Genomic DNA, 22668 nt, shown 5'->3' with positions numbered 1-22668 from the left:
CCGTTCGACGGATCTCGCGCGAACTCGTCAGCAGAGTTCTGCCGGGGACAGCGGAACACAGGCGCTCTTCTGAGGTGTGGCAGTCGAAGGCTGTCGAGGAGCTATTTGGAGGGAGATCAATTCGGTTGCGTATCCGTAGCCTTGAAGCGCGCGAGTCCTCATGCCCGGAAATCGATCGCCGCTGAGGCGAGGCTCGCCGCGTAGTCGGGACACGGTAGCGAATGAGAATACAGCCATTCCCTCCCGGTGAAGACGCCGGTTTTCCACTGCCCTGGACGACCTCACATGCGAGCGATCTGGTCTGGACGGCGGAATGGCAATGGGCCACAATATTCTCGTGCATCGAAGTGGAGCCTTGCTAGGCCGAAGATTGTCCCATTTCTACAGATCGGAAGTGATGATCCATGCACTATTTCCGCGAGTCCGTTTACCGAGTACTCGATCTGATCTTGACGCCGGTCGTTCTACTTTTTGCTCCACTAGCAGTCCTCCTTGGTCGCCTCCGTGATCGAGCTCCCTTGTCGAGGTCAATCTGTGACAGATTTCAGTTCGCCATCGTGCGGCATCACTATTATGAGCCGATCGTTCTCGCGAAAGACCTGAAGCGCGACCTAGATCTTCCGCGAGAAATCGCCGGACTGGATCTAAACGAAGCGACACAGCTTGAGCTGGTCGAGCAATTTAAGTACCGCGACGAACTGCTCAAAATTCCAACCGTTCAAAAGGGACCCGACGAATTCGGATACCACAACGGCTCGTTCGAGCCTGGAGACGCCGAATTTCTCTATAACATGATACGTCACTTCAAACCCAAACGGATCGTCGAGGTCGGGAGTGGCAATTCGACCCTCATGGCCCGCCTCGCGATAGAGGCGAACGGGAGGGACAGCCCGGGCTATCGATGCGAGCAGATCTGTATTGAACCGTTTGAGCAACCGTGGCTCGAATCGGCGGGCGTCACGGTCCTGAGAAGAAAGGTCGAGTGCTGCCCAGACAGCCTTTTTGAGGCGCTGGGGGAGAACGACATTCTCTTCATCGACTCCTCACACATCATTCGCCCGCAGGGCGACGTCCTGCACGAATACCTGCACGTACTCGGCCTCCTCCGTCCCAACGTGATCGTGCATGTCCACGACGTCTTCACGCCGCACGATTACCCTGCTCAATGGCTCCTTCGCGATCGCTGGCTATGGAATGAGCAATATCTCCTGGAGGCCTTCCTGAGTTTCAACGCACATTTCGAGATCATTGGCGCAGTTAACTGGCTTGCACGCAATCACAAGACTAGGCTGAACAACGCATGTCCGGTTCTGATGCGCGAACCGTGCCGGGAGCCAGGATCATTCTGGTTCCGGCGTGTGGATAAGTAGGCGACCTGAGGCCGCAGATGATCTACCGAGGACCAATGGTGCGCCCGGTCGCGCTATCTACGTTTTCCCGCCACACCGGGAGGTTTTTCACAATCGAACTATAGCCCCACCTCCCTCTGCCCATGCGATTCTTGGTGAACGAAACCCCCTCGACCGATCCGCCATTGAACTGCGCCGAGCTGTAAACCGTGTATCCACCGCCCATCAGCAGGTTGCCGTCGACTTCGATGTTGGAGATCGGTCCGAAATAATTGTCGATCATGACCGCGGATGTCTGCGTGTGCCTGTTGATGACCGTGTTGTGCCTGACAACGATGTTGGCGTTGCCGCCATCGATCGAAATGCCGTCATAGTGCGGAGAGCCGGACGCAAGGAGATCATGAATGTAGTTGTCCTGAATGAGCGTATCAGACCCAGACACACCGATTCCGTTCTCCACATTGTAGATGTTGTTTGCGATGAACGTACCCTGACCTACTATGCCATAGGAGCCATCATTGCCGGAGCCACCGCCGTTGATCTCACAGTTCTTGATCACTGTGCCAGTGACACCGGGCTCGATTCTCACGATGTAGAAGGAGGCGGAAGTCACCTTGGAATCGATCAGCGTTACGTTCGGTGCCTTGATATAGACGCGGCCTTCAATATCGAGGCCCGAAATCGTGACGCCGGCCTGGTCCGCTACAACGTCGCCGGAACGCGTTAGCTTGACATGCGGACGCACCCCCGTATTCGTAGGGTTGGGCCATTCGGCCGTGGGTATCGGGTCGCGCTCCGCCGCGCGCGCAACAATGTCGTCTTCCCCGGCGCTCACGACTAAAAGCAACAAGAGCGATTGAATGAAGATCGACCGTCGCATCCGCAGGTGCCCTTGCGTCCGTTATTGTGCCATCCGCTCCTTCGGCCGGCCCATCTCGCCTCTCAATCCAGCGACGAGCCCTTCGATCGCTGCACGGCTGTTGCTTGGGGCTCCCTGCAGTAAGAACCTGAGTGCATAAAGGACGGAGACCGCAACTCTAAGAGGCAGTGACCATGGGAAATGTCGGCGTACAAAGCGAACGCAGTTGCGGTGCTGGAGGTAAACGGAGAGCACCGGTATGGCCGATGAACCTTTGGCGGATCCCGTCGTGGTGCCGCGCTTGTGAACGACGATCGAGTCGGCGGCATAACCGAGTCCCAAATGTCTTGCGCGCAGTCCCCAATCCATATCCTCGTAAAACAGGAAATAGCTCTCATCCATGAGACCAATCCGTTCGATGCACCAGCGGGTCACATACATCGATGCCCCCGAAGGGCTATCCATCGCGTCTTCGACGGCCGCGGTGTTGCAGGATGCATTGAGAAGGTCTCCCAGGCCGATGGCAACGTCTCTCGCGGCCAGCTTCTGCCAGGAGAGCCCACCGCGGAATCTCACGTGATCCGCATCGAGGCTGTCGAGAATAGTGCTGCCCACCATTGCCTTTCGACCGGACTCCGCCCGTTTGTGTAGCGCGGCCAGCGCGGACTCGGTCGGCTGGGTATCTGGATTCAAGATCCAGATCGCCCGCCAAGTGGGAATTGCAGAGAGTGGGCGCAACCACGCATTTATCCCACCGGCATAGCCAAAATTGTCGGAGGCGCACGCAACCCAGACATTTGACGATCTCGCTCGCAGAACCAGGCGCTCCACGCCGGTAAATCGGCTGATGTTATCACCTATTCCGGTTCCGCGAGCTTCGCCCCGCAGGCAAGGGCCTCCCTCGCCGACCAGAGCTGAGACCAAGTGGTAATAGGCATCCTCGCCACCATTCTCGCAAATGAAGACGTCGAAGGCCGGCGAAGTGGTCGCACGGGACAATGCCAGTAGACATTCGACGATGTCATGCGGGTTGCGATAGCCAACGATAAGCACCGCGACCTCGGAAACGAGACTTTCCGCCAATCCATACGAGGCATCCATCTCGGTTGTTTTCAATCCGATCGCCATGGGAACTTCCACGTTGACATTTAAATTATTATATATATTCGATATCTTTAAATGCCACTTATTGCAATTGGATTTATTTTGTTTAATCTGACGCAGTGATTGCCGCGCAATGGGGCCGAGGTCCTATCCTGATGAATCTGAAGCCTTTTGCCCGTTTTGCATATGCAAACATCCCCGGCGTGGCGGCGGCGCGATTTGCCTTCAAGGACGCGGCGGCCTCATACCTCCCGAAACCCGAGTATAGGGGTGTCACGTGGACCGCCAGAGCAGATGGTCTGATTATCGATATCGGGGCGAACCGCGGACAAAGCATTCAGGCCTTCAAGAGGTTTAGACCACAATCGAGCATCGTCGCTTTCGAGCCGGAACCCCTCTCGGCCAAGCGGCTCAAGACTCGATTCTCCGAAGATCGGTCCATCTCGGTATTGCCTTACGCGCTGGGGGCCAGGCCGGGCACCATTACATTCTTCGTTCCATCATACGGTTGGTGGGCGTGCGATGGTATGGCGGCCACCTCCCGCGAGGCCGCGACCGAATGGCTGAGCGATTCCGGCCGCATGTACCGCTTCGATCAGTCCAAGTTGACCGTGGGCGAACACAGAATCGAATGTCGCACCCTCGATTCCTTTGCGATGGCACCCTCCCTGATCAAGGTGCACGCTCAGGGGGCCGAACTGGACATCCTGCGAGGATCAGTACACACGCTAGGCCGATACAAACCAGCACTGATGTGCGCATTTGCATCGGACGAGATTTCTCACTTCGTTTCCGACATCGGCTATCGGCCTTACGTCTTTCAGGATCGACGCTTCGTGAAGGGGCTGGCGCCGCGTTCAGTCACCTTCACGTGGTATTTGACTGACGATCACAGACGCCGCGCTCAGATCGAAACCGCATCGCCGGGCAAGGCGACCCTCTCATGAGCGTCACGGTTACAGGCGGCGAGTTCGGGCTGACGAGAACAGCCTCTCCGAGAGTTCCCGAGCGATGCAGTACGCTGCCGGCTTGGCTGCTGCTGATCGGACTCGTTCTGCCGGCGGCGCAAGTCCAGCTATACCTCGCCGATGCGAAATTGACGATTGGGCGGATCGGAATCCTGCTCCTCATAGTACCTGCGGTGGCAAGGCTAGTCAGGGCCGGTCGTCACATGCTCGCCTCGGACTATCTTGCATTCGGCGTGGCAACATGGATGTTCGCGGCAGCCTACTACACGAGCGGCCCGAGTGCGCTCTCGTCGACGGGCGCCGAGAGCCTCGAGTTTCTTGGGGGCTACCTTGTGGCGCGCGGCTTCTTCTTTGGCCCGGCGGCGATCTATAGCTTCATCCAACCATTCAGGATCGTGACTGCTTACGTCGTCCTGCTGGCGCTCTTCGATAACCTTTCGGGCCGGCTCATTGTTCAAGAAGCGTTTTCTGCCGCTTTCGGCGGCCAAGCGCCACTCTCGCCCGACTTCAGGCTGTACTGGGTAAGAGCTGCCTCGACGTTTGACCACCCAATTCTGCTGGGCACCTACTGCACCGTTGCTTGCGGCATCTTTCTGTTTTCGGAGCAACGCCCGTTGTCAAAACTGCTCTGGGCGGGACTTTGTGTTTTCGGCTGCCTCTTGTCGTTGTCCTCCGCGCCCCTTTTGTCGTGTCTCATTGTCCTGATGCTCTACCTCTATAATGCGGCACTGAAGGAATATTCCGGGCGTTGGTCCGCGCTCCAGATGTGTCTCGCTACCATCGTTGTCGTGATAATGGCCGTCGCCAATCACCCGCTTGGCTGGATCATCTCGCACCTGACCTTCGATCCAGTGTCGGGATACTTTCGAATGTTGATCTGGGACGCGGCCACCCAAAAGATCATGGAGTCTCCTCTCACCGGATACGCGTTCGACCGACTCAATCACGACATTCTCGATACCACCATCGATTCTGTGTGGCTGGTATTCGCGCTCCGGTTCGGACTTCCGATGATTTTCCTTCTTGCCCTGACAAATATGGCGAGCGTCCTGCCGGTAAAACGCCGCTTCAACGGCGTCATGGAGGATCCCAGCGCGCCAACTCTGCGCATCGCGTTCACCATCGCGGTGGTGATGCTCATGTTCACCGGGCTAACGGTTCATTACTGGAACTACCTCTGGATATTCTGGGGAGTTTGCATCGGCATCAGGGCGTCGCTGCGCGAGTTCTCGATGTACCAGGCTTGAACCCGGCAAACGCGCCAGAATGTTCTCGCGGCAGCACCGTGAGCCGTTTGCGATCGGCGTTGAATGCCGATCTTGACGCATCCCAGAAGCTCGGAGCCGATCACGGCGTCCTTAACCGCTCGATTGCCGGCCGCAGCAACTGCCATCCCCGCGATCCTAATCGCCGTTTGCAGGCGAGAAGCCACCAACGACGCGATCGCGTAACCTCCGGGTCCAGCTTCGACGCAAGCGCCGAGAGCCGTTCCGATAACCCAACGTCTCCCTCATTGAAGGCACGGCTCGCACAACTGATCGCGTCGAGCGCTAAATGGCGCATCAGCCAGAACCTGAGCTCATCGGCGTCGGGAAGCACGGCGGCACAGCGATCCAGAAACCGCTCAAACGCCAATTTGCGTTGATGGAAGTCTTGCTCGGCGGAATATCCGCCCGACATGTTAGTTGAATGTCGCCGATACACAGCCTGGATGGCATCGATATACCCGACGGGACCATGCGCTGCGAACCGGAGCCACATCTCCATATCACCGCTGTGCGTCAAATCGGGTAAGTATCCCCCCACTTTCTTCTGCAGGCTCGTTCGCACCACCACGCTCGGCGCCAACACTATATTCCTGGCGCCGCTAATTCTGATGAAATCGTGGCCAGACAGTATCCTTGTTCCGGGCCCAAGTTCCGCCGGCGGTGCCAGGATCTCCTCCCGCCCCTCTTGGAGTGCGACCGCCCCGCCAAACGTGAGGCCGACCGACGGATTGTCATCCATCAGCCTCACTGACCTCTCAATCGCGCCGGGCATTAAGTAATCGTCCGCGGAGAGCAAAATCATATAGTCGGCAGCGGCCCAGTCGATCCCCTCATTGAAGGTAGCAATATGGCCGCGATTAGTGGCATGTCTGCGAAACTCGACCCGAGGATCTGAACAGGCCAGTTCTTGCGCTACTTGGGCTGTACTATCCGTGGACGCATCATCAATGATCAGCAAGCGCAACTCGGGTCCGCACTGCTTCAATATGCTTTCAGCGCACTCCCTGAGGAAATGCCCATACTGATAACAAGGAATGATCGCATCGACGGAACTCATGAAGGTCTCCGGGGGAAGCGGTTTGGTTGGTCTCAGAGCCCTGCAAGAGAAAATCGGTTGCGCACGATGTTAGGTCGGCTGTTCATCAGGTCACGAACCGACATACGATCGCGTACACCCAAAGTGGCAGCCCAAATAAAACCACCCTCATTTAATTGGATATTTGTATTAAGGCAATATATTATTATTTTTAATTGACGTACTGCCATTCCCCGACGGCACGAGACAACGGCATTCGAACCCATGGGCCTCAGTCAAAACGACATCTCTTTGCGCGGACGCGTGACACTTTGGGCCCAACGAAACTCTTGGCGGCTGCCGCGAGGCGTGAGACGTATCGCAAAAAAGCTTTTGATCAGCACCCAGCTGGCTTCCGCAAGTGACGGTATTGTTGACGACTGGTCCAGACCCCTCGTGCCATACGATAAGAGCGTCACACCGAATCCACCGGTTGCGCCCGCCTCGATTCCGACCGGCGGCGTGTGGAAGCAGGACGACTTGCTTGTACCGCCAGGGAGTGTGCACTGCCTGATCGTCACTCCCGTGCTCGATGCCGGCGGGCTTGATGAATTTGTCGCGTTTCTTGCAAGACGCCTCCCTCACTTCGGATTTCGCGTGACGGTTATGTGCGCACATCCATCGGCGGCGCCTGCCGGAGAACTGTTCACAACTTTGCAGAGGGAGGGAACCGAAGCGGTTGCCGCCTCGCCAAACGACGCCTGTCTATGGTTCGAGACGAACCGCCCTGACGTCATCAGCGCGCACGATCCGCCCGGTTGGCTCTTGCGGGCAGCCAGCGCTGCCCGCATTCCGGTCGTGGAAACGCTCCATGGCATTCCAACGCCCATAAGCACGAATTGGAGGGAAGAACGCCGGAGATCGAAGTTCATTGTCCGCTTTGTTGCGGTAAGCGAGCTCGTGAGGCGCCAGTACCTTTCAGGCAATCCGTCCTATCCCGATTCCGCGGTCATCACCATCCCGAACGCGTTCAACCAGACACACCGCCCGGCGGTGAACCGCTCGAAAGCCCGAGCTTGGCTAGGCCTTGACGACGAGTTTCTCTTTCTCTCGCTCGGTCGTCATACGGTTCAGAAGAATGCCTACGGCCTGGTCCGGGCCTTTGCCGAGGTCGCCGAGAATGATCGCAAGGCACATCTGCTGATCGCCGGCCGCCTGGATGATGCAGTGTACACGCGTCAAGTGCGCACTCTTCGCGACACGATGCCTTGCAAGGACCGCATTCACCTCCGGCAGTCGTTTCCGACTCCTTCGATCCTGCTAGCCGCCGCCGACTGCTTTGTTCTAAACTCATTTTTCGAGGGATGGTCTCTGGCCTCTATGGAAGCCTTGAGCGCGGGGCTGCCCGCAATCGTGAGTGATGTCGGAGGCGCGCGTGAGCAAATCGGTATGGACGGCAGCCGCGGATTCGTTGTGGCGAACCCCGTCGGCGATCCCGAAAGGGCGAATTGGCATCGCTCCTGTCTTATGCGATTTCGGCCACAGAAAAATAAGGAAGAACTCGTCTCTGCCATGAAGTCAGTGCTCGCACGTCGAGATCATTGGTCCGCAGTACGCGAACAACTATCCGCGGATTCACAAAGCATCTTCGATCCCGTCATATGTTCCAGACGCCACGCGGAAGTCCTTCTTTCGGCGATTTCACGATCTGCGACCGAAAGTCAGCTCGCCGATTATGGTCGCCCATAGCCGATGGTCCCGGGAGCGTGCTAGGCACCTTCGGGAAGCAAGGCAGTCCACCTCTTACCTATCGTGTTTCTAGCTGATCAGCCGGCTCTTCTTCCAATTTATTCTTGGCTGTGCGACAGGCCCACCAGTCAGCTCGCCCGCCATGATGTATTGCTTTGCCAAGTGGTGGGTCAGGAGGCCGAGGGTCAATCGGTCCAACATCATGGACTTTGGACCTTCAAGGCCCGTGATCAGACCATCCTTGACCATCAGATTTGAGTCGTTGAAAAGCTTAACGGCGGTGTCTTCGACAAAGAACCTCAGATGGGTGCGGTCAAGAATTCCAGAATCCGTGTAGGCAAATCGACGTTGGAAAAGCAGCGGAACGGTCACGCTCAGATGCGCGATATTCGGAACAGAAACAATCACGCGACCACCGTCCATGAGGAGCTTTCTGGTGATCGCCTGAAGCGTGCGAGTTGGGTCCGGGACATGCTCAAGCACATCAAGCAACAGAATTAGGTCAAACTTGCTGCCTACGCGGGATATCAACTCGTCGATGTCTCCGATGATCGCGACATCGGCATGCTCTCGCAGGTCGGCCTCGAGCGCTTGATTGAGTTCGACCCCGAACGTCGTGGCATCAGGGTAGATCGACTTAAGCCACAGAAGCGTGAAGCCTGCGCCAGGTCCCACTTCGAGTATGCGGGAGGCGCGGCTGGGCAGCAACGACCGTATCTCGCGGCGAGAGCGGCTATAGTAGTCCTTCGCAGCCGAGACTTGCGCAGGACCCCTGTGTCCCTGCATGTCACCCATTTCGATTCTTTTGGCGGTCTCCAAGCTCATTGAGCGACGCTCCTTCTGGAAACCTCCATTCTTTCCATCTCGTGCCCGCCACGAAAGAAAGGCTTCCACGCTTCGTGTCTCTTGGCGGTTACAATCAGGTCTGTCGCAAGTATAGGCGACAGGAGCTGCAACATCGGACCAGTTCCTTTTGAACCGCATCTTTCGATCTTTTCGATCACCAGACCGGCCTCCGCGCACCACCTTTGAATTCTACCGATTGTCGTATCGTGAATCCCTACAGCCTCGAACGTCCCCCATGGCCGAAAGACTTTGCCGGATTTCGCGCATTCCCAGGCGTAACGAAGGCTGGGGCGATTGGGCGCGCAGATGATCACTTTGCCGTCCGGAGCCAAGAGACCGGAAAATAGCCTGAGCAGATAGGCCGGATCACGGACGAATTGCAGAACATCAACGTAGAGCAACCGGTCGAAATGTTCCGCTGCAATTTTCGCGGGTGCCATCGTGACGTCGCCCAACACGACCTCAGCCCCGAACTGGGCCAAGCCACCGCCCACCACGGGGTCGAGGGGTACAGCTACCACACGGTGTCCTCGTTCCAGGAGTCGACGCTCGTTTGCAGCCGAGCATGATCCGATCGATAATACCACCGCGCCTTCCGGAACACCGGACAACACTTCGTCCCTGGCCGGCTCGTAATAGTCCTTTGAATACATGCCATGCCAAAGCCGGGTCTCGGCGCTGAATAGCGGGACCGCATTGCTGCCCTCACGCGCAATCTGCATCAGGACCGAGAGTTGAGCGTCCAATTGCTGGCGATCGACTCCGAGCCGGTTAATATATTTGTTCGGCAAATGGTGGGCCGAGAAATCATCGATGTTGGAAATCGGTATCAGCTTCTTGAAACCACACTGGGTGTATGGATCAGTTGCAGCGGTGCAAGGCAGGTCGTACTTGCCTTCGTGCGGTCCGACCAGGAATCCGCCGGACGCGATCGCTCTCGCAAGCTGCTGCTGGGTGAGTATATAGCTAGCGGCATGCTCGTTGGTAAATTGGGCGAGGCAGTAATCCCCCCTGATCTTTACCGACGTGCAATCCCAATGAAAGGAGCCATGGGCCTGCGGATAATTCAGTTCGCCGCTTGAAGCTTGCTCGACGAGCATCAACCCGGCAACCTCGTCTTCATGCAGCACTGAAGTCACGTCAAGGAACGCTCTGATGTTCTTTTCAGTTATCAAGATGTCGTCTTCGGAATATATGAAGATGTCGTACTGATCAGCTCGCGCTACAAATTGCTCCTTGTGCGCGAAGGGGAGCGACCACGGATTCTTGTTGGGGAGGCCAACGATGCATTCGACGTCTGCAGCGGGCCTTTTATCAATGTTTGATATAATGACGATGTCCACATCGAACGACATGGACCGGTACTCCTGGATCACCCGATCCAGGTAGGCGTTGTTTGCAGTCCCATAGCTCGCGATCACGACCAGAAGTCGCAATGACTTTCGCTCGGCGATCCCCGAGGTCATCGCTCCAACTCTGCCCGCAACGCAGCACTCACCGTCGAGGTATCTTCCGCGCTCATCTGTGCGTAGATGGGCAGCAAAATGGCCCGATCCTGGGCGAGCTCGGATTGGCGCAGATCCTGACCCTGCGTGACATCGTAATATGGCGCCTCACGGTGGGCGCACATGATGCCTCGCCGGGTCGCGATGCCGTCATCGAGGAGGTGTTGCATAACGATGCGCTGGTCGAGCCGATCTGGAAGACGCACGCAATAGCTCTGCCAGTTGGATCTGGCCCACGTCGGCTCGGTTGGCAACCGCAGTCCTTCCAGATTGCCGAGCTGTTCGGCATATTTGGCGGCAACGGCCCGCCGGCGTGCTACCAGCTCCGGAAGCCGCTCGAGCTGTTTGCGGCCAATTGCGGCCTGCATATCCGTCATTCGGTAGTTGTAACCCAGAACGACGTACTCCTCGAAGATCACGGACGACGAATTGTGCCGCACCGTGTCCGGAACGCTCATGCCGTGCTGGCGCAGCAGCCTGAACTTGCGGTCAAGCTCGGCATTCGCCGTGGTGAGCATCCCCCCCTCACCCGTGGTGATCACTTTTCGCGGGTGAAAGGAGAAACAAGCAATGTCTCCATGCGGCTTTCCGATCGGCTCCCATTCCCCGTTCATCCGGATCTGCGATCCGGCGGCGCAGGCCGCGTCTTCGATCACGGCGATGCCGTGGCGGCGCGCTATCGGCAGAAGCGCGGCCATGTCACAGGGCATGCCCATCTGATGGACGACGATCACGGCACGCGTGCGATCCGAGATCGCTTCGGCCAGCCGAGCGCAATCCAGATTATATGTCTCCGGCTCGATATCGATGAAAACCGGAGTGGCGCCCTGGTGTCGGATGACGTTTGCGGTCGCGATGAAGGAGTGGCTTACCGTGATCACCTCGTCGCCGGCGCCGATGTCCAATGCCGCCAAGGCGAGTTGCAGGGCCGTCGTGCAGTTCGCGACGGCACAGGCGTGCGGAGCGCCGACAAGCGCAGCGAACTCGCGCTCGAACGCGGCCACCTGCGGACCTTGCGACACCCAGCCCGACAGCACGGCCGCGCGCGCAGCGTCAGCCTCTTCCTCCGCAAGTAGCGGCGCAGCGATCGGAATCACGATGCCGCCGCCTGCCGATGATGATCCGAAGCGAGCTCGCGCTCGGATCGCCACCATTTCACGAGATCGGAGAGCCCCTGCTCCAGCGAAACCGTGGTGCGGAAGCCCAGCAAGCGCTCTGCCTTGCCCGTCGAGGCCAGACGTCGCGGTACTGGATTGACCGAGCGCTCCGGCGCGAATTCGGGCGTGAGGCCGCGGTGTCCCATCACCGACGCGAGCACCGTAGCCAGCTCGGTCAGGCTTGTTTCAGTGCCGCTCCCGACGTTAAAGACCTCATCGGTAATCTTTGCCCTGGCGGCAAGGATGTTGGCACGCGCGACGTCGCGGACGTGAACGAAATCCATGGTCTGACGGCCGTCGCCAAAGATAACGGGAGGCAATCCAGCTTCCAGCCGCTCCATCCAGCGGATCAAGACCTCGGTATACCGTCCGTGGATGTCCATCCGGCTGCCATAGACGTTGAAATACCGGAATGCCACATAGTCGAGGCCGCATGCATCGTTGAAAGCCCGCAGTAGCCCTTCGTTAAACGCCTTGGCGGCCCCATAGAGAGTTCGGTTATTGTAGGCATTCTGCCGCTCTGTCGTCGGAAACTCCTCGGCCATGCCATATACCGATGCCGAAGAGGCCGCGATGATCTTCTCAATATCGTGCTTGATACACAGTTCCAGCAGGTCGTAGGTGGCATCCACCATGACCTCCTTGGCCAGACGCGGTTCGGCCGCACAATGAGTAATGCGGAGCGCGGCCTGGTGGAAGACGATATCGGCCGCCTTGACCAACGCTTCCATCAGCTTGCGATCGCGAATGTCGCCATGAACCAGTCTCACCGGCCCACGCCCGAGCGCGCGCCGGAGATTTTCCGGCCGGCCTCTGATCATGTTGTCGAGGGCAACAATCTCGATGCAGCCCTCGTCGCAGAGCAGATCAACGATGTGGGAGCCGATGAATCCGGCCCCGCCGGTGACCAGAACGCGTTTACCCTTGAGATCAATCAAGACGCTCTCCTGTTGTGGGACCATGTCATGAAGCTTTGTGGATGCTCCGACCGGGTGCTGATGGCTACGCTAGGCTGCAGCGCCGTCGCACTCCTCAATATTCCGACAACCTCGGCCGCCTGTTCCGGCAGCAACTCGGGATAGATGGGAAGAGAAAGGAAGTCGTTCGCGAGCATCTCAGTGACGGGGAGATCACCGGCGCGATAGCCGAGTTCTGCATACGCCCTCTGCAGATGCACCGGGACGGGATAGTGAATCCCGGCGCCAATTCCGGCATCACGCAATAGCTTCAGCGCGTCGTCGCGGCGCTCCAATCTGACCGCATAGACGTGATACACGTGGCGGGCGTACTGGGGCGGCTGGGGACGCGCGAATGGAAGACCAGAAAGCAGTGCATTGTATCGCTCAGCCAGCGACCGACGTGCATCGGTCCAATGCTCAATATAGTCCAGCTTGACATTCAGTACCGCGCTCTGGATTTCGTCCATGCGATAGTTGTATCCGGCAATGACGTGGTCGTACTTCGCCTCCTGCCCCCAATCCCGCAACAGGGACACGCGGCGTGCAAATTCAGGCCGGTCAGTGACGACCGCCCCACCCTCGCCAAACGCTCCAAGGTTCTTGCCGGGATAAAAGCTGAAGCATCCCAGATCGCCGATCGAGCCTGCGCGACGTCCGCGATACTCCGCGCCGTGCGCCTGCGCGGCGTCTTCGATGACGACCAGGCCGTGACGACGCGCGATCTCCATGATGGGATCCATGTCGGCCATCAACCCGTGGAGATGAACCGGCAGGATAGCCTTGGTTCGCGGCGTTATCGCAGCTTCGACCAAGCCGGGATCCATTGTCCACGTCACAGGGTCGACGTCGACGAACACCGGCCTGGCGCCGCTGTAGAGAATGGCCGCGGTCGTCGCGACGAAGGTCATCGAGACCGTGATGACTTCGTCACCGGGCCTTACGCCCGCCGCCAGCAAGGCAAGGTGAAGCGCCGAAGTTCCGCTGTTCACCGCGCGGCAATGGGCAGTCCGGCAATATTCCGCAAAGCGTCCTTCGAAGGCCGTCACCTCAGGCCCGAGCACAAAGTGCCCGCTCCCGATGACCCTCGCCACAGCCGCGTCGATTTCGGGCTTAATCTGGCTATATTGGGCTTTCAGATCCAGGAAGGGTATCAAGATTCAAGACCTTGGATTGGATTGAAATTATATCCACATTTAAATATAATCATCATATTAAATCAAGCATTAAATTCGCACGGGATGAATATTAACGACGCTCTTTCCGCTGCGCCTCGAATGAGCCGAGGGCACCCAGGACCGTCTCCTCAGCTGCGGACAGAACCCGAGCGGGCACTCCCGCGACGATGGCGCCGTCCGGAACGTCTTTCGTCACGACTGCACCCGCGCCTATGCAGGCTCCCTTTCCGATCGTCACACCGCAGAGGATGGTGGCGTTCGAACCGATGGACGCCCCCTTGCCGACGTGAGTGCGCTGAAGCGTCCAGTCCGACGCCTGCTGAAGACGACCGTCCGCGGTTGTTGCCTTCGGGTATTTGTCGTTTGTGAACATCACGCCATGACCGATGAACACTTCGTCCTCGATCGTGACGCCCTCGCAGACGAAGCTGTGCGACGATATCTTGCAACGCGCACCGATCTCCGCCCCCGCCTGGATCTCGACGAAAGTTCCGATCCTGCTTTCGTCACCAACGGTGCAACCATACAGATTGACCAGGTCCGGATGCAGGATGCGGACATCGCGACCAAGCTGGGTATCCTTTATTGGCATGTCAGTTTCCCTGTCTCTACAGTCCGGCAAAACCCTTACAGTACTGAGCGTGACGGGCGCAGCCTGGGCGCCATCTCGACGAGACCCGCGGCCGCTTGACGAAGGTGCTGCAGCAGAGGGTGCCTTGTGACGATCAGTCCCCACCCCCAGCAGAAGGCGGCGACCACAAACGCTGACAGAAGGCCGACGAAGAAATTGAGAATTCCTGTCTCGATCAACACCGCACAGGCGGCTACGCCCGAGGCGGTCGCCATCGTGACGACACCGCTCTTCAGAACGGCACGGCCAAACTCGCGCGGCCGCAGCGCAAGATGCCGACTGAGATAGTATATCGCTACTGCCGCTTGGAACGGCAAGGTTAGCAACGCGCACGCCGCGACTGCCTCCACGCCAAAGAAGGACGCGCCCAGGAGCGCAAGGAGCGACGGTGGCAGCGAGATGAAGGACGAGACAAGCGCGTCACGCACGCCACCAACCGCCAGGAACACAGGATAAGTCAGGCACGCAGCGAACAATGCCAGATTTGCGAGGCAGAGAATGCGCACTAACGGCACGACCTCCAGCCAAGCCTGACCAAGCCAGATCAAAACGATCGGTTTTGCCATAATCGCTACGAATGTGAGGAACGGCCACTGCACTGCGGAAAGCAGCTGGACCGCGTCCAGATATACGCCCTTTAGATCTGCCCCGGTTGCACGCCTCGTCACGATCGCCGGCATGATGACCGGGTTCAGCACCTGCGTGACGAGCCTGTCAAAAACCTGGGTAAGGCTGGTGGCCCGGCTATAGAGACCTACAGCAGAAAAATCGAGAATCTTTGCGAGAAAGAGCTGGGGGGCGAGGTTGTAGAAGATATTGATGGCACTGACGCCGCTGGAATAGAGACCGAATCTGAGGACGTCGCGGTATTCCGATAGCGAAGGGCGCAACACGCCGAAATCCTGATAGGAGCCCAGCAGCGTAGCCGTGAGAACGATGCTCCCCGCCACACCACCCCAGATCGGAGCCATATAGCTGAAGTTCAATACCGCCAGTCCGATCGAAACCAGCGCAACCGTCATGTTGCTTGCAAGATTGCAGATCGCGAGCGTCCCAAACTGCATGTCACGGCGAAACAAGGCGATCAAAGTTCCGGAGACCGGCAGAAGGAGAAGGTTAAGCGTAGAAACCTGGATACCTCGCCTCAGGCTGTCCTGCCCAAAGAGTTGCGATACGACGTCGGCCGAGGCTAACAGGATCAGGGCAACTGCCAGCGAGACCCCCAAGATCACAGTGAACGCCGTGCGAATGGTTCCGCGCGACAACTCATGCTTCTGAATCAGGTAGTTCGCCCCTCCAAATTCCTGAAATGCGGCTGCGACAATAGCGGTAAGCGCGTTGACAACCGCAAAGACCCCGAACTCGCTCGGCGTCAGCAGACGCGAGAGCACCGCGGTCGAGACAACGAACAGCACAAGGGCGGCATAGCGGTCCACCCCAGAAAATAGAACCGAACGATGCACTGAATTCATCGAGACTCCGTCGCGGGGCTCGGCTGGCCAACAGCCACGGCCAAGGCGCCAATCAAGCCGTGGCCCGGGTCTCCTCCGGTAGTATACGCGGCAACTGCCTGATCGGGATTGGCCTGCCCTGTTTGGCGATCGAACGAGAAGCTGCTTCGAGCACCTCGATCACCCGCAGCCCCGACATGCCACTGGAAATCGGCTTCGTCCCCGTGCGGACGCAGTCGACAAAATGCTCGACCTCCGTTTGCAGCGCCTCCTTGGGCGAGATATGCGGAGCCCACATGTCACCAGCGCGATATCCGATCCGGAACTGATGTGCACTCTCGGGAGGCCTATCGAGTGTAATTCCCTTGTCGTAGACCTTAACCTTCTCGGTCGGCTCGAGATCGTCGTAGACGATCATCTTCTTGCTGCCTCCAATGAACGTCTGCCGCACCTTGACAGGCGAGAGCCAGTTGACGCTGACGTGAGCCACGCATGCGTTGGCAAAGAACAAAGTGATATGGGCCATGTTCTCCGGCGAACCGACAACATGGCACGAGCCCGTCGCCGAGACCGCAACCGGCTCTTGATCGAGGATATGATGGATGATCGAGATGTCGTGTACCGCCAGATCCCAGATCACGTTTACATCTCTTTGAAACAGTCCGAGGCTCGAGCGTATGCTATCGTAGTAGTAGATGTCCCCGAGCTCTCTCTTCAGCAGGAGCTCACGAATCTTCTGGACCGCCGGAGTATAGAGAAAGGTATGATCGACCATCAGCGTCAATCCGCGTCGGTCCGCCTCGTCGATTAAGCGGGACACCAGCTCCGCGCTCGGCGCAAGTGGTTTCTCGACCAACACGTGCTTGCCAGCTCTCAACGCCGCCATTGCCAGCTCGTAATGCGTGTGCACCGGCGTAGCGATGGCGATTGCGTCGATCAAGGAGTCCTTCAGCAGATCGTCATATCGAGCGGTGGTCGCTACCCCTGGGTACAGCTGCCTGATGGCGGCCAGCCTACCTGGATCAAGGTCGCTGACGCCGACAACGCGGGCGGCGGGATTGATCGAGAAATTGCGAACGAGATTGGGGCCCCAATAGCCGTAGCCGACGACCCCGATTCCCAGCTGACTATCTCGCATACTGACCTCGATCCATTCGGGAAACTTCGATTTTGTTGGTTAGGTGCGCGCGGGCATATCCTGCCAAATGCCTCGCGTATCGATGACGTCGAGGTGCCGGCGCTCGGCCAATGGCACCATTTTGAATTCATCGTGATCAACGAGCAGGACCGCAATTTCGCAGCTGCGCAGGGCTTCGTCGATGGTCACGAATGCGACGCGATAATCGGCCAACTGAGACGGCAGACGGCGCAGATTCGGTTCGACAACCTTGATCCGTTCGCCGTATTTGGCCGCGAGATGCATAGCAATCTCCAAAGCCGGGCTTTCACGCACGTCGTCGACATTCGCCTTGAACGTCAATCCGCAACAGGCAACGTTCGCGTAGGGATGATCGTCGATCAGCGCCTCTGCGTGCTCGATGATCTTCCGTGTCTTGGCGTTGTTCACGTCGCGGCTTGTCCGCATCACACGCGCGAGGTCGGGCGCCGAGTCAATGATGAACCAGGGATCGACCGCAATGCAGTGCCCGCCCACACCAGGGCCCGGCCGCAGTACGTTTACGCGAGGATGACGGTTGGCGATATCAATCACCTCCCAGACGTTGATGTCGAACCGGTCGCAAATCAACGACAGTTCGTTGGCAAATGCTATGTTGGTGTCGCGGAAGGCGTTTTCAGTCAGCTTGACCAACTCGGCCGCGCGCGCCGTGGTGCCGACGCAAGCGCCGCGAACGAACATCTTGTAGAAACGTTGAGCACGTCGCGTGCAGGTTGGCGTGATCCCGCCAATGCACCTGTCATTGTTGATGAGCTCGGTCAGGATCCTTCCCGGCAACACGCGTTCTGGACAGTATGCGACGTAGATCGCCCCGTCGTCCCTGCCGTTGACGCCTATGTGCAGCTCTGGCCTGCGTTCAACGATCCGCTTTGCGATGGCTTCGGTTGTCCCGATCGGCGACGTCGATTCAAGAATGACAAGATTACCTGGCGCGAGAAGATCTATGATGTTTTCGACTGCGGCGTTGACGCTCGCCAAGTCTGGACGGTGCTCGTGGTCGATCGGGGTCGGCACCGCGATGATGAACACGTCGGCCGGCTGCGGCTTTCTGGACGTCGTGAGCGCACCGCTTGACACGACCTTGGAGACGAGACCGTCCAGATCGGGCTCGGCGATGTGAATTTTGCCAGACGCAACGGTGTCGACGATGCGTTCGTTTGTATCGATGCCAACCACCTGCAGTCCACGGCTCGCGATCAAAGCCGCGGTCGGCAGCCCGATATAACCAAGCCCAACGACATTTATCTTCTGGAATTCAGGCATCGAGAAGCACCTTCACGATCCGCTCGCTCGCGTGCCCGTCACCAAACGGATTGTGCGAACGCGCCATGGCAGCATAGGTCTCGTCATCATCAAGGAGGCGAAATGTCTCTGCAACGATCCTGTCGTAATTGGCGCCGACCAGGCGCGCCGTTCCCGCTTCCACGCCCTCGGGACGCTCGGTTGTTTCGCGCATCACCAGGACCGGCTTCCCGAAGGTGGGGGCCTCCTCCTGGACGCCGCCTGAATCTGTCAGAACCAGATATGACATCGAGAGCAGGCTCACGAAATCCGTGTATTCCTGAGGAGAAATGAGGACAACTCGCGGGTGATCCGACAACCGAGACGCAAACAGGTCTCGGACATTCGGATTCGGGTGCACGGGCAGCACCACGGCGACGTCCTCCCGCTGCAGGATGGTCTCCAACGCGTTCACGATGTTGGTCACGCCGCCACCGAAATTTTCCCTGCGATGGCAGGTCACCAGGATGATGCGCCGATTGCCGTGACGCTGCTTGATGCCGTCCCAGCGGCACGCCAGTCCCGGATCGGATTCGACCATCGCTTTCGCGAGGATGAGAGCGTCCACCACCGTGTTTCCGGTGACGTGAATGCGATCGTCGGCCACGTTCTCAGAACGCAACGCTCGGGCGGCGCGTTCTGTCGGGGCAAAATGTTGATCGGCGATCGAGCCGACGATCTTGCGGTTCACCTCCTCCGGCCATGGAGCGAAGATGTCGCCGCTGCGCAGTCCGGCCTCGATATGCGAGACCGGTATACGGTGATAGTAGGATGCCAGTGCACCCGTCATAGCAGTCGCGGTGTCGCCCTGGACAATGACCCTGGTGGGCTTCACTTTTTCGAGGAGCTCGCCGACTTGTCCGAGCAGCCGGGCGGTCAGATGATCCAGCGTCTGATTTGTCGTCATGACGTTGAGATCAAAATCCGGAACCACATTGGCCAACTTGAGGACTTGATCAAGCAGCTGCCGATGCTGTGCGGTCGCACATATCGTTACGGAGATGTCCTTACGCTTCTCGGCCTTGAGCCGGTTGATGACCGGAAAGAGCTTGATTGCTTCCGGACGGGTTCCCAGAAGGATGAAAAAATGCTTGCGCACGCTTCACCCCCCGATCCGGCTCGGACCAGGGGGAACGGCGCCGGGCGCACCGAGCGGGTGCCGAAGCCCCTGCCTGATGAGCGCGTGCGCCAGGACGCCCGCAAACAGCGTGTTCGTTTTGGCGTATCGCCACCACATCCGCCCAGGCTCTTGATAGATCCGGTACAGCCATTCGAGGCCGAGCTTCTGAACCTGGACCGGCGCGCGCCGAACGGTGCCTGCCAGAACGTCGAATGCACCACCCACGCCCATGATGAAAGGTACGCCGAGATTGTCGCGGTGAGCGGCCAGAAAGCGCTCCTTCCGGGGCGTCGGCATGCCGATGAAAAGGCAATCGGCGCCGCTGGACTGGATGTCCCGCACGACGTCATTCTCCTGCTCGCGCTTGAAATAGCCGTCGTGCCAGCCCGCAAAGACAAGTGAGGGATGGCTCTCGCGCGCGTTCTGCATCGCCTGGTGCAGTACGCCGGGAGTCGCTCCCAGGAAATAAGGTTTGAAGCCTTCGCGCGCGCATACTGCGAGCAACTCGGCGAGGAGATCCACGCCCGCGACGCGCGACGTGGCCGGAAGCCCCAGCGCTCGAGCGCCCCAAACGATTCCCATGCCGTCCAGGCCGACGATATCGCTGTTGGCGACGTCGGCCGCGAGCACCGGATCAGCCCTCATATTGACGAATTTGGCGACGTTCAGCGCCACATGTTGCAGCCTTATCCGGCTGTGCATGGCCCCGCGCGCAAGATCCACGGTTTCTGCCATTGTCAGCAGGTCGACGGGACATCCCAGGAACGAGGCGCGCATTGGAGTTACCTCTCGGAAAATACGACCTGTTTAAGTTTGCATTTAAGATTATTATCTAGATAATACGCGCGAGATATTTAATTGCAACATTTAAATAGGACTGACTGCATCATTGGAAGCCGGATATCGGGGCTCCAGCGCTAGAGGACGGACGACACAACCCAACGCAAATTAAATAGAGGATTTAACTAGTGATTTCAGTCATTATTCCGCATCTGAACCAGTCTGATGCGCTGGAAGTCTGCTTGCGCACCCTGGATGCGCAGAGCCTGCCTCGTCAGGCGTTCGAGGTCATCGTGGTGGACAACGGCTCGTCAACGCCCCCAACGGACATCGTTGCCGGCCATCCTGGTGTACGGCTGCAGCACGAATCGCAGCCGGGTCCGGGACCGGCGCGAAACGCAGGCGTCGCTGCGGCCAACGGCGAGATCCTCGCCTTCATCGATGCCGACTGCAGGGCGCATCCGGATTGGCTGAGCAGCGTGGTGAAATGGTCCAACTTGTCGCCGGCGGGCACAGTTCTCGGGGGCGACGTTCGCATTTGGCGCGCGGAAAATGCGGAGCTCGATGCCATTGCGGCTTACGAGAGCGTCTTCGCTTATCGCTTCAAACTCTATATTGAGCGCCACGGTTATTCCGGCACTGGCAACATGGCGGTGTTTCGCCGCGATTTCGATCGCGTCGGCCCTTTTGCTGGCATCGAGGTCGCCGAAGATATGGAGTGGGGAGAGCGTGCGTTGCGTGCGGGGCTTCGGTTTCGATACACCCCCGAGATGATCGTCTTCCACCCGGCCCGGAGCTCTCTGCAGGAGCTCTACGCCAAATGGGATCGACACATCGCGCACTATCGCAACATGGCGGAAGGCAAACCTGTTTGGCAATTGCGCTGGCTCGCGCAAGCCTTGCTCGTCTTCGCATCTCTCGCGCCAAACGCTGTGACCGTGCTGACCAGCGACCGTCTGCATGGCAGCGGCGTCCGCCTCAAAGCCATTGCCGTATTGTGTGCCGTCCGGGCGCACCGCGCCATGACGATGCTCTCGCACCTACGGAGCAGGCGAGCAGTAGCCTGGAATCGTTAGACTAGCGCAACGGCAATTCTGTCAGGGGCAGCCAAAGGCGACATTGTAAGTCAGTTCCGGCAAGTCGGTGCGCCGGCCGAATGACCACAGAATCCAGCCCAGCTCGTAGCTGCGGCACTCAAGCCGAACTTCCACATCCGCAGCGTCGATCAGCCGCTCCCCGTGTCCGAGCCAGGCGTTCTTGAGGGCGCGGAACACCCTCGGCGTCCTTGTTGTCAATTCACCCTTGCGAACTTGCGAGCGGATAGTCAGGTTCAGTTCAGGGACGAGCATGGGCCGGCGCAGTTGATTGCACCCAAGGACCCAGTTGAATCCCTTGACCAAGGCATCCCGCGATTGCCTCTGCCCAAAGCGCTCGGCCCATTCCAGCAGCGCCGGAGCCATTCCATACTGATGGACCGAATAGACTTCGTAATAGTCAATGACGCGGCCGCTCAGCGCGTCGAAAAACCAAGGCCATTCGCCTTGCGAGCCTTGAAGCGCGATCAGATTGCGCACACAAGTATCGGCCATGACAAGTGCGGACGCATCACCGGAAAATTCGCCATACTGATAACAGGCGATCGAGAGGTAGGTCTGCGTTGCAAAGGACGAGAAACGGCGACGAAGCCCAAACGGTGCATCGAAGAATATTCCCGATTCGCTGTGAAAGCGCTCCTTCAGGAGGCGATAAAGCGGCTTGGCATAGCGCCACCACTCGTTCTCGCCTGCCCTCGCCTGACTCACGACTCCCGTGAGCAACATGCCAAGATCCTGCGCACGGAAGCTCCTCCACCGGGATTCATCGGAAAGAATGGCTCTCAACTCGCATTTAACCGGGTCCGGAATTTCGAGCCCGAGCTCGGCCGCGCTCCATAGCGCCATACCGAAGGCATACTTGCGTACAGGAAGCTTGGTGAGTTGCAGAACGTTGCGATGAAATATCTCGGGTATATCAATGCCACTTGGGATTTCGGCAACGCGCGACATTCCAAGAAGCACATTGAGAGTATAAAATACGTCGCTGCTCGGTACCGATTCGTTTGGTGAAGAACGTCGATCGAGATGGTAGATGTGCGACCACCGGCGGTATTCAGGCAACCAACAACGTTCCAGCCCCTTGAGCGCGTAGTCCACCAATGGTGCATTTCGCGAGAGCTTACTCTCCACGGTAGGCACCACGAGCTTCACTCCAAAATTCGGACTAATCATCATGGTC

At 58.3% G+C, this 22668-nt stretch carries 20 protein-coding genes; 5 read left to right on the top strand and 15 right to left on the bottom strand.

All coding sequences use genetic code 11. The features are described 5' to 3' along the window. The first annotated feature begins 518 nt into the window (after positions 1-518). Positions 519-1370 (top strand): class I SAM-dependent methyltransferase, encoded by an 852-nt coding sequence (locus tag N2602_RS15655; RefSeq protein ID WP_260383190.1) that lies wholly within the window; start codon positions 519-521, stop codon positions 1368-1370. A gap of 22 nt (positions 1371-1392) precedes the next feature. Here the strand turns inward: N2602_RS15655 and N2602_RS15650 are convergent, their stop codons facing one another. Both N2602_RS15650 and N2602_RS15645 read right to left on the bottom strand, forming a co-directional pair. Beyond that, complete coding sequence (locus tag N2602_RS15650; RefSeq protein ID WP_172784607.1) at positions 1393-2229, bottom strand: right-handed parallel beta-helix repeat-containing protein; 837 nt, start codon at positions 2227-2229, stop codon at positions 1393-1395. 21 nt (positions 2230-2250) lie between these two features. Then, a complete protein-coding gene (locus N2602_RS15645; RefSeq protein ID WP_260383189.1) occupies positions 2251-3336 on the bottom strand; it encodes a glycosyltransferase family 2 protein in 1086 nt (361 codons plus the stop codon). Positions 3337-3467: 131 nt separating this feature from the next. Between N2602_RS15645 and N2602_RS15640 the strand changes: the two genes are divergently transcribed. Both N2602_RS15640 and N2602_RS15635 read left to right on the top strand, forming a co-directional pair. Further along, on the top strand, positions 3468-4259 hold the full coding sequence (locus N2602_RS15640; protein WP_260383188.1) for an FkbM family methyltransferase: 792 nt from the start codon (positions 3468-3470) through the stop codon (positions 4257-4259). Further along, positions 4256-5527: a hypothetical protein gene (locus N2602_RS15635; protein WP_260383187.1), complete on the top strand. Its 1272-nt coding sequence runs from the start codon at positions 4256-4258 to the stop codon at positions 5525-5527. The genes N2602_RS15640 and N2602_RS15635 overlap by 4 nt, the downstream gene beginning before the upstream one ends. 100 nt (positions 5528-5627) lie before the next feature. Here N2602_RS15635 and N2602_RS15630 read toward each other — a convergent pair whose 3' ends face one another. Next, the gene (locus N2602_RS15630; RefSeq protein ID WP_260383186.1) at positions 5628-6605 is read right to left on the bottom strand and encodes a glycosyltransferase family 2 protein; all 978 of its coding nucleotides are present in this window, start codon (positions 6603-6605) and stop codon (positions 5628-5630) included. Between the two features lie 327 nt (positions 6606-6932). Between N2602_RS15630 and N2602_RS15625 the strand changes: the two genes are divergently transcribed. After that, complete coding sequence (locus tag N2602_RS15625; RefSeq protein ID WP_260383185.1) at positions 6933-8312, top strand: glycosyltransferase family 4 protein; 1380 nt, start codon at positions 6933-6935, stop codon at positions 8310-8312. A gap of 69 nt (positions 8313-8381) precedes the next feature. Here N2602_RS15625 and N2602_RS15620 read toward each other — a convergent pair whose 3' ends face one another. From N2602_RS15620 to N2602_RS15570, 11 genes are all read right to left on the bottom strand, one after another. Next, positions 8382-9137, bottom strand: coding sequence for a bifunctional 2-polyprenyl-6-hydroxyphenol methylase/3-demethylubiquinol 3-O-methyltransferase UbiG (locus N2602_RS15620; protein WP_260383184.1), 756 nt, complete (start codon positions 9135-9137; stop codon positions 8382-8384). Continuing rightward, complete coding sequence (locus N2602_RS15615) at positions 9134-10624, bottom strand: class I SAM-dependent methyltransferase (RefSeq protein ID WP_260383183.1); 1491 nt, start codon at positions 10622-10624, stop codon at positions 9134-9136. Before N2602_RS15615 ends, N2602_RS15620 begins: the two co-directional genes overlap by 4 nt. Next, on the bottom strand, positions 10621-11817 hold the full coding sequence (locus N2602_RS15610) for a DegT/DnrJ/EryC1/StrS aminotransferase family protein (protein WP_260383182.1): 1197 nt from the start codon (positions 11815-11817) through the stop codon (positions 10621-10623). Before N2602_RS15610 ends, N2602_RS15615 begins: the two co-directional genes overlap by 4 nt. Continuing rightward, a complete protein-coding gene (locus N2602_RS15605; RefSeq protein WP_172784599.1) occupies positions 11757-12782 on the bottom strand; it encodes an NAD-dependent epimerase/dehydratase family protein in 1026 nt (341 codons plus the stop codon). Before N2602_RS15605 ends, N2602_RS15610 begins: the two co-directional genes overlap by 61 nt. Continuing rightward, a complete protein-coding gene (locus tag N2602_RS15600; protein ID WP_172784598.1) occupies positions 12755-13933 on the bottom strand; it encodes a DegT/DnrJ/EryC1/StrS aminotransferase family protein in 1179 nt (392 codons plus the stop codon). Before N2602_RS15600 ends, N2602_RS15605 begins: the two co-directional genes overlap by 28 nt. A gap of 91 nt (positions 13934-14024) precedes the next feature. Next, positions 14025-14546, bottom strand: coding sequence for an acyltransferase (locus tag N2602_RS15595; protein ID WP_172784597.1), 522 nt, complete (start codon positions 14544-14546; stop codon positions 14025-14027). Between the two features lie 35 nt (positions 14547-14581). Continuing rightward, complete coding sequence (locus tag N2602_RS15590) at positions 14582-16057, bottom strand: oligosaccharide flippase family protein (RefSeq protein WP_172784596.1); 1476 nt, start codon at positions 16055-16057, stop codon at positions 14582-14584. 52 nt (positions 16058-16109) lie between these two features. Beyond that, a complete protein-coding gene (locus N2602_RS15585) occupies positions 16110-17174 on the bottom strand; it encodes a Gfo/Idh/MocA family protein (RefSeq protein ID WP_172784595.1) in 1065 nt (354 codons plus the stop codon). A 39-nt stretch (positions 17175-17213) separates the two neighbouring features. After that, positions 17214-18476 carry a UDP-N-acetyl-D-mannosamine dehydrogenase gene (gene wecC, locus N2602_RS15580; RefSeq protein WP_172784594.1) on the bottom strand — a complete coding sequence of 421 codons (1263 nt, stop codon included), beginning with the start codon at positions 18474-18476 and terminating at the stop codon, positions 17214-17216. After that, positions 18469-19593, bottom strand: a complete 1125-nt coding sequence (wecB, locus tag N2602_RS15575) for a non-hydrolyzing UDP-N-acetylglucosamine 2-epimerase (RefSeq protein ID WP_172784593.1) — start codon at positions 19591-19593, stop codon at positions 18469-18471. Before wecB ends, wecC begins: the two co-directional genes overlap by 8 nt. Positions 19594-19596: 3 nt before the next feature. Then, entirely contained in the window at positions 19597-20391 is a 795-nt protein-coding gene (locus N2602_RS15570; RefSeq protein ID WP_260383181.1) for a WecB/TagA/CpsF family glycosyltransferase, read from the bottom strand. A 191-nt stretch (positions 20392-20582) separates the two neighbouring features. Here N2602_RS15570 and N2602_RS15565 point away from each other — a divergent pair, with 191 nt between their 5' ends. Beyond that, positions 20583-21470, top strand: a complete 888-nt coding sequence (locus N2602_RS15565; RefSeq protein WP_260383180.1) for a glycosyltransferase family 2 protein — start codon at positions 20583-20585, stop codon at positions 21468-21470. 21 nt (positions 21471-21491) lie between these two features. Here N2602_RS15565 and N2602_RS15560 read toward each other — a convergent pair whose 3' ends face one another. Next, entirely contained in the window at positions 21492-22664 is a 1173-nt protein-coding gene (locus tag N2602_RS15560) for a hypothetical protein (protein WP_260383179.1), read from the bottom strand. Positions 22665-22668 lie beyond the last annotated feature (4 nt).

This window comes from Bradyrhizobium sp. NC92, assembly GCF_025200865.1.
Taxonomy (GTDB): Bacteria; Pseudomonadota; Alphaproteobacteria; order Rhizobiales; family Xanthobacteraceae; genus Bradyrhizobium.
This window is presented reverse-complemented; position numbering and strand designations above follow the sequence as displayed.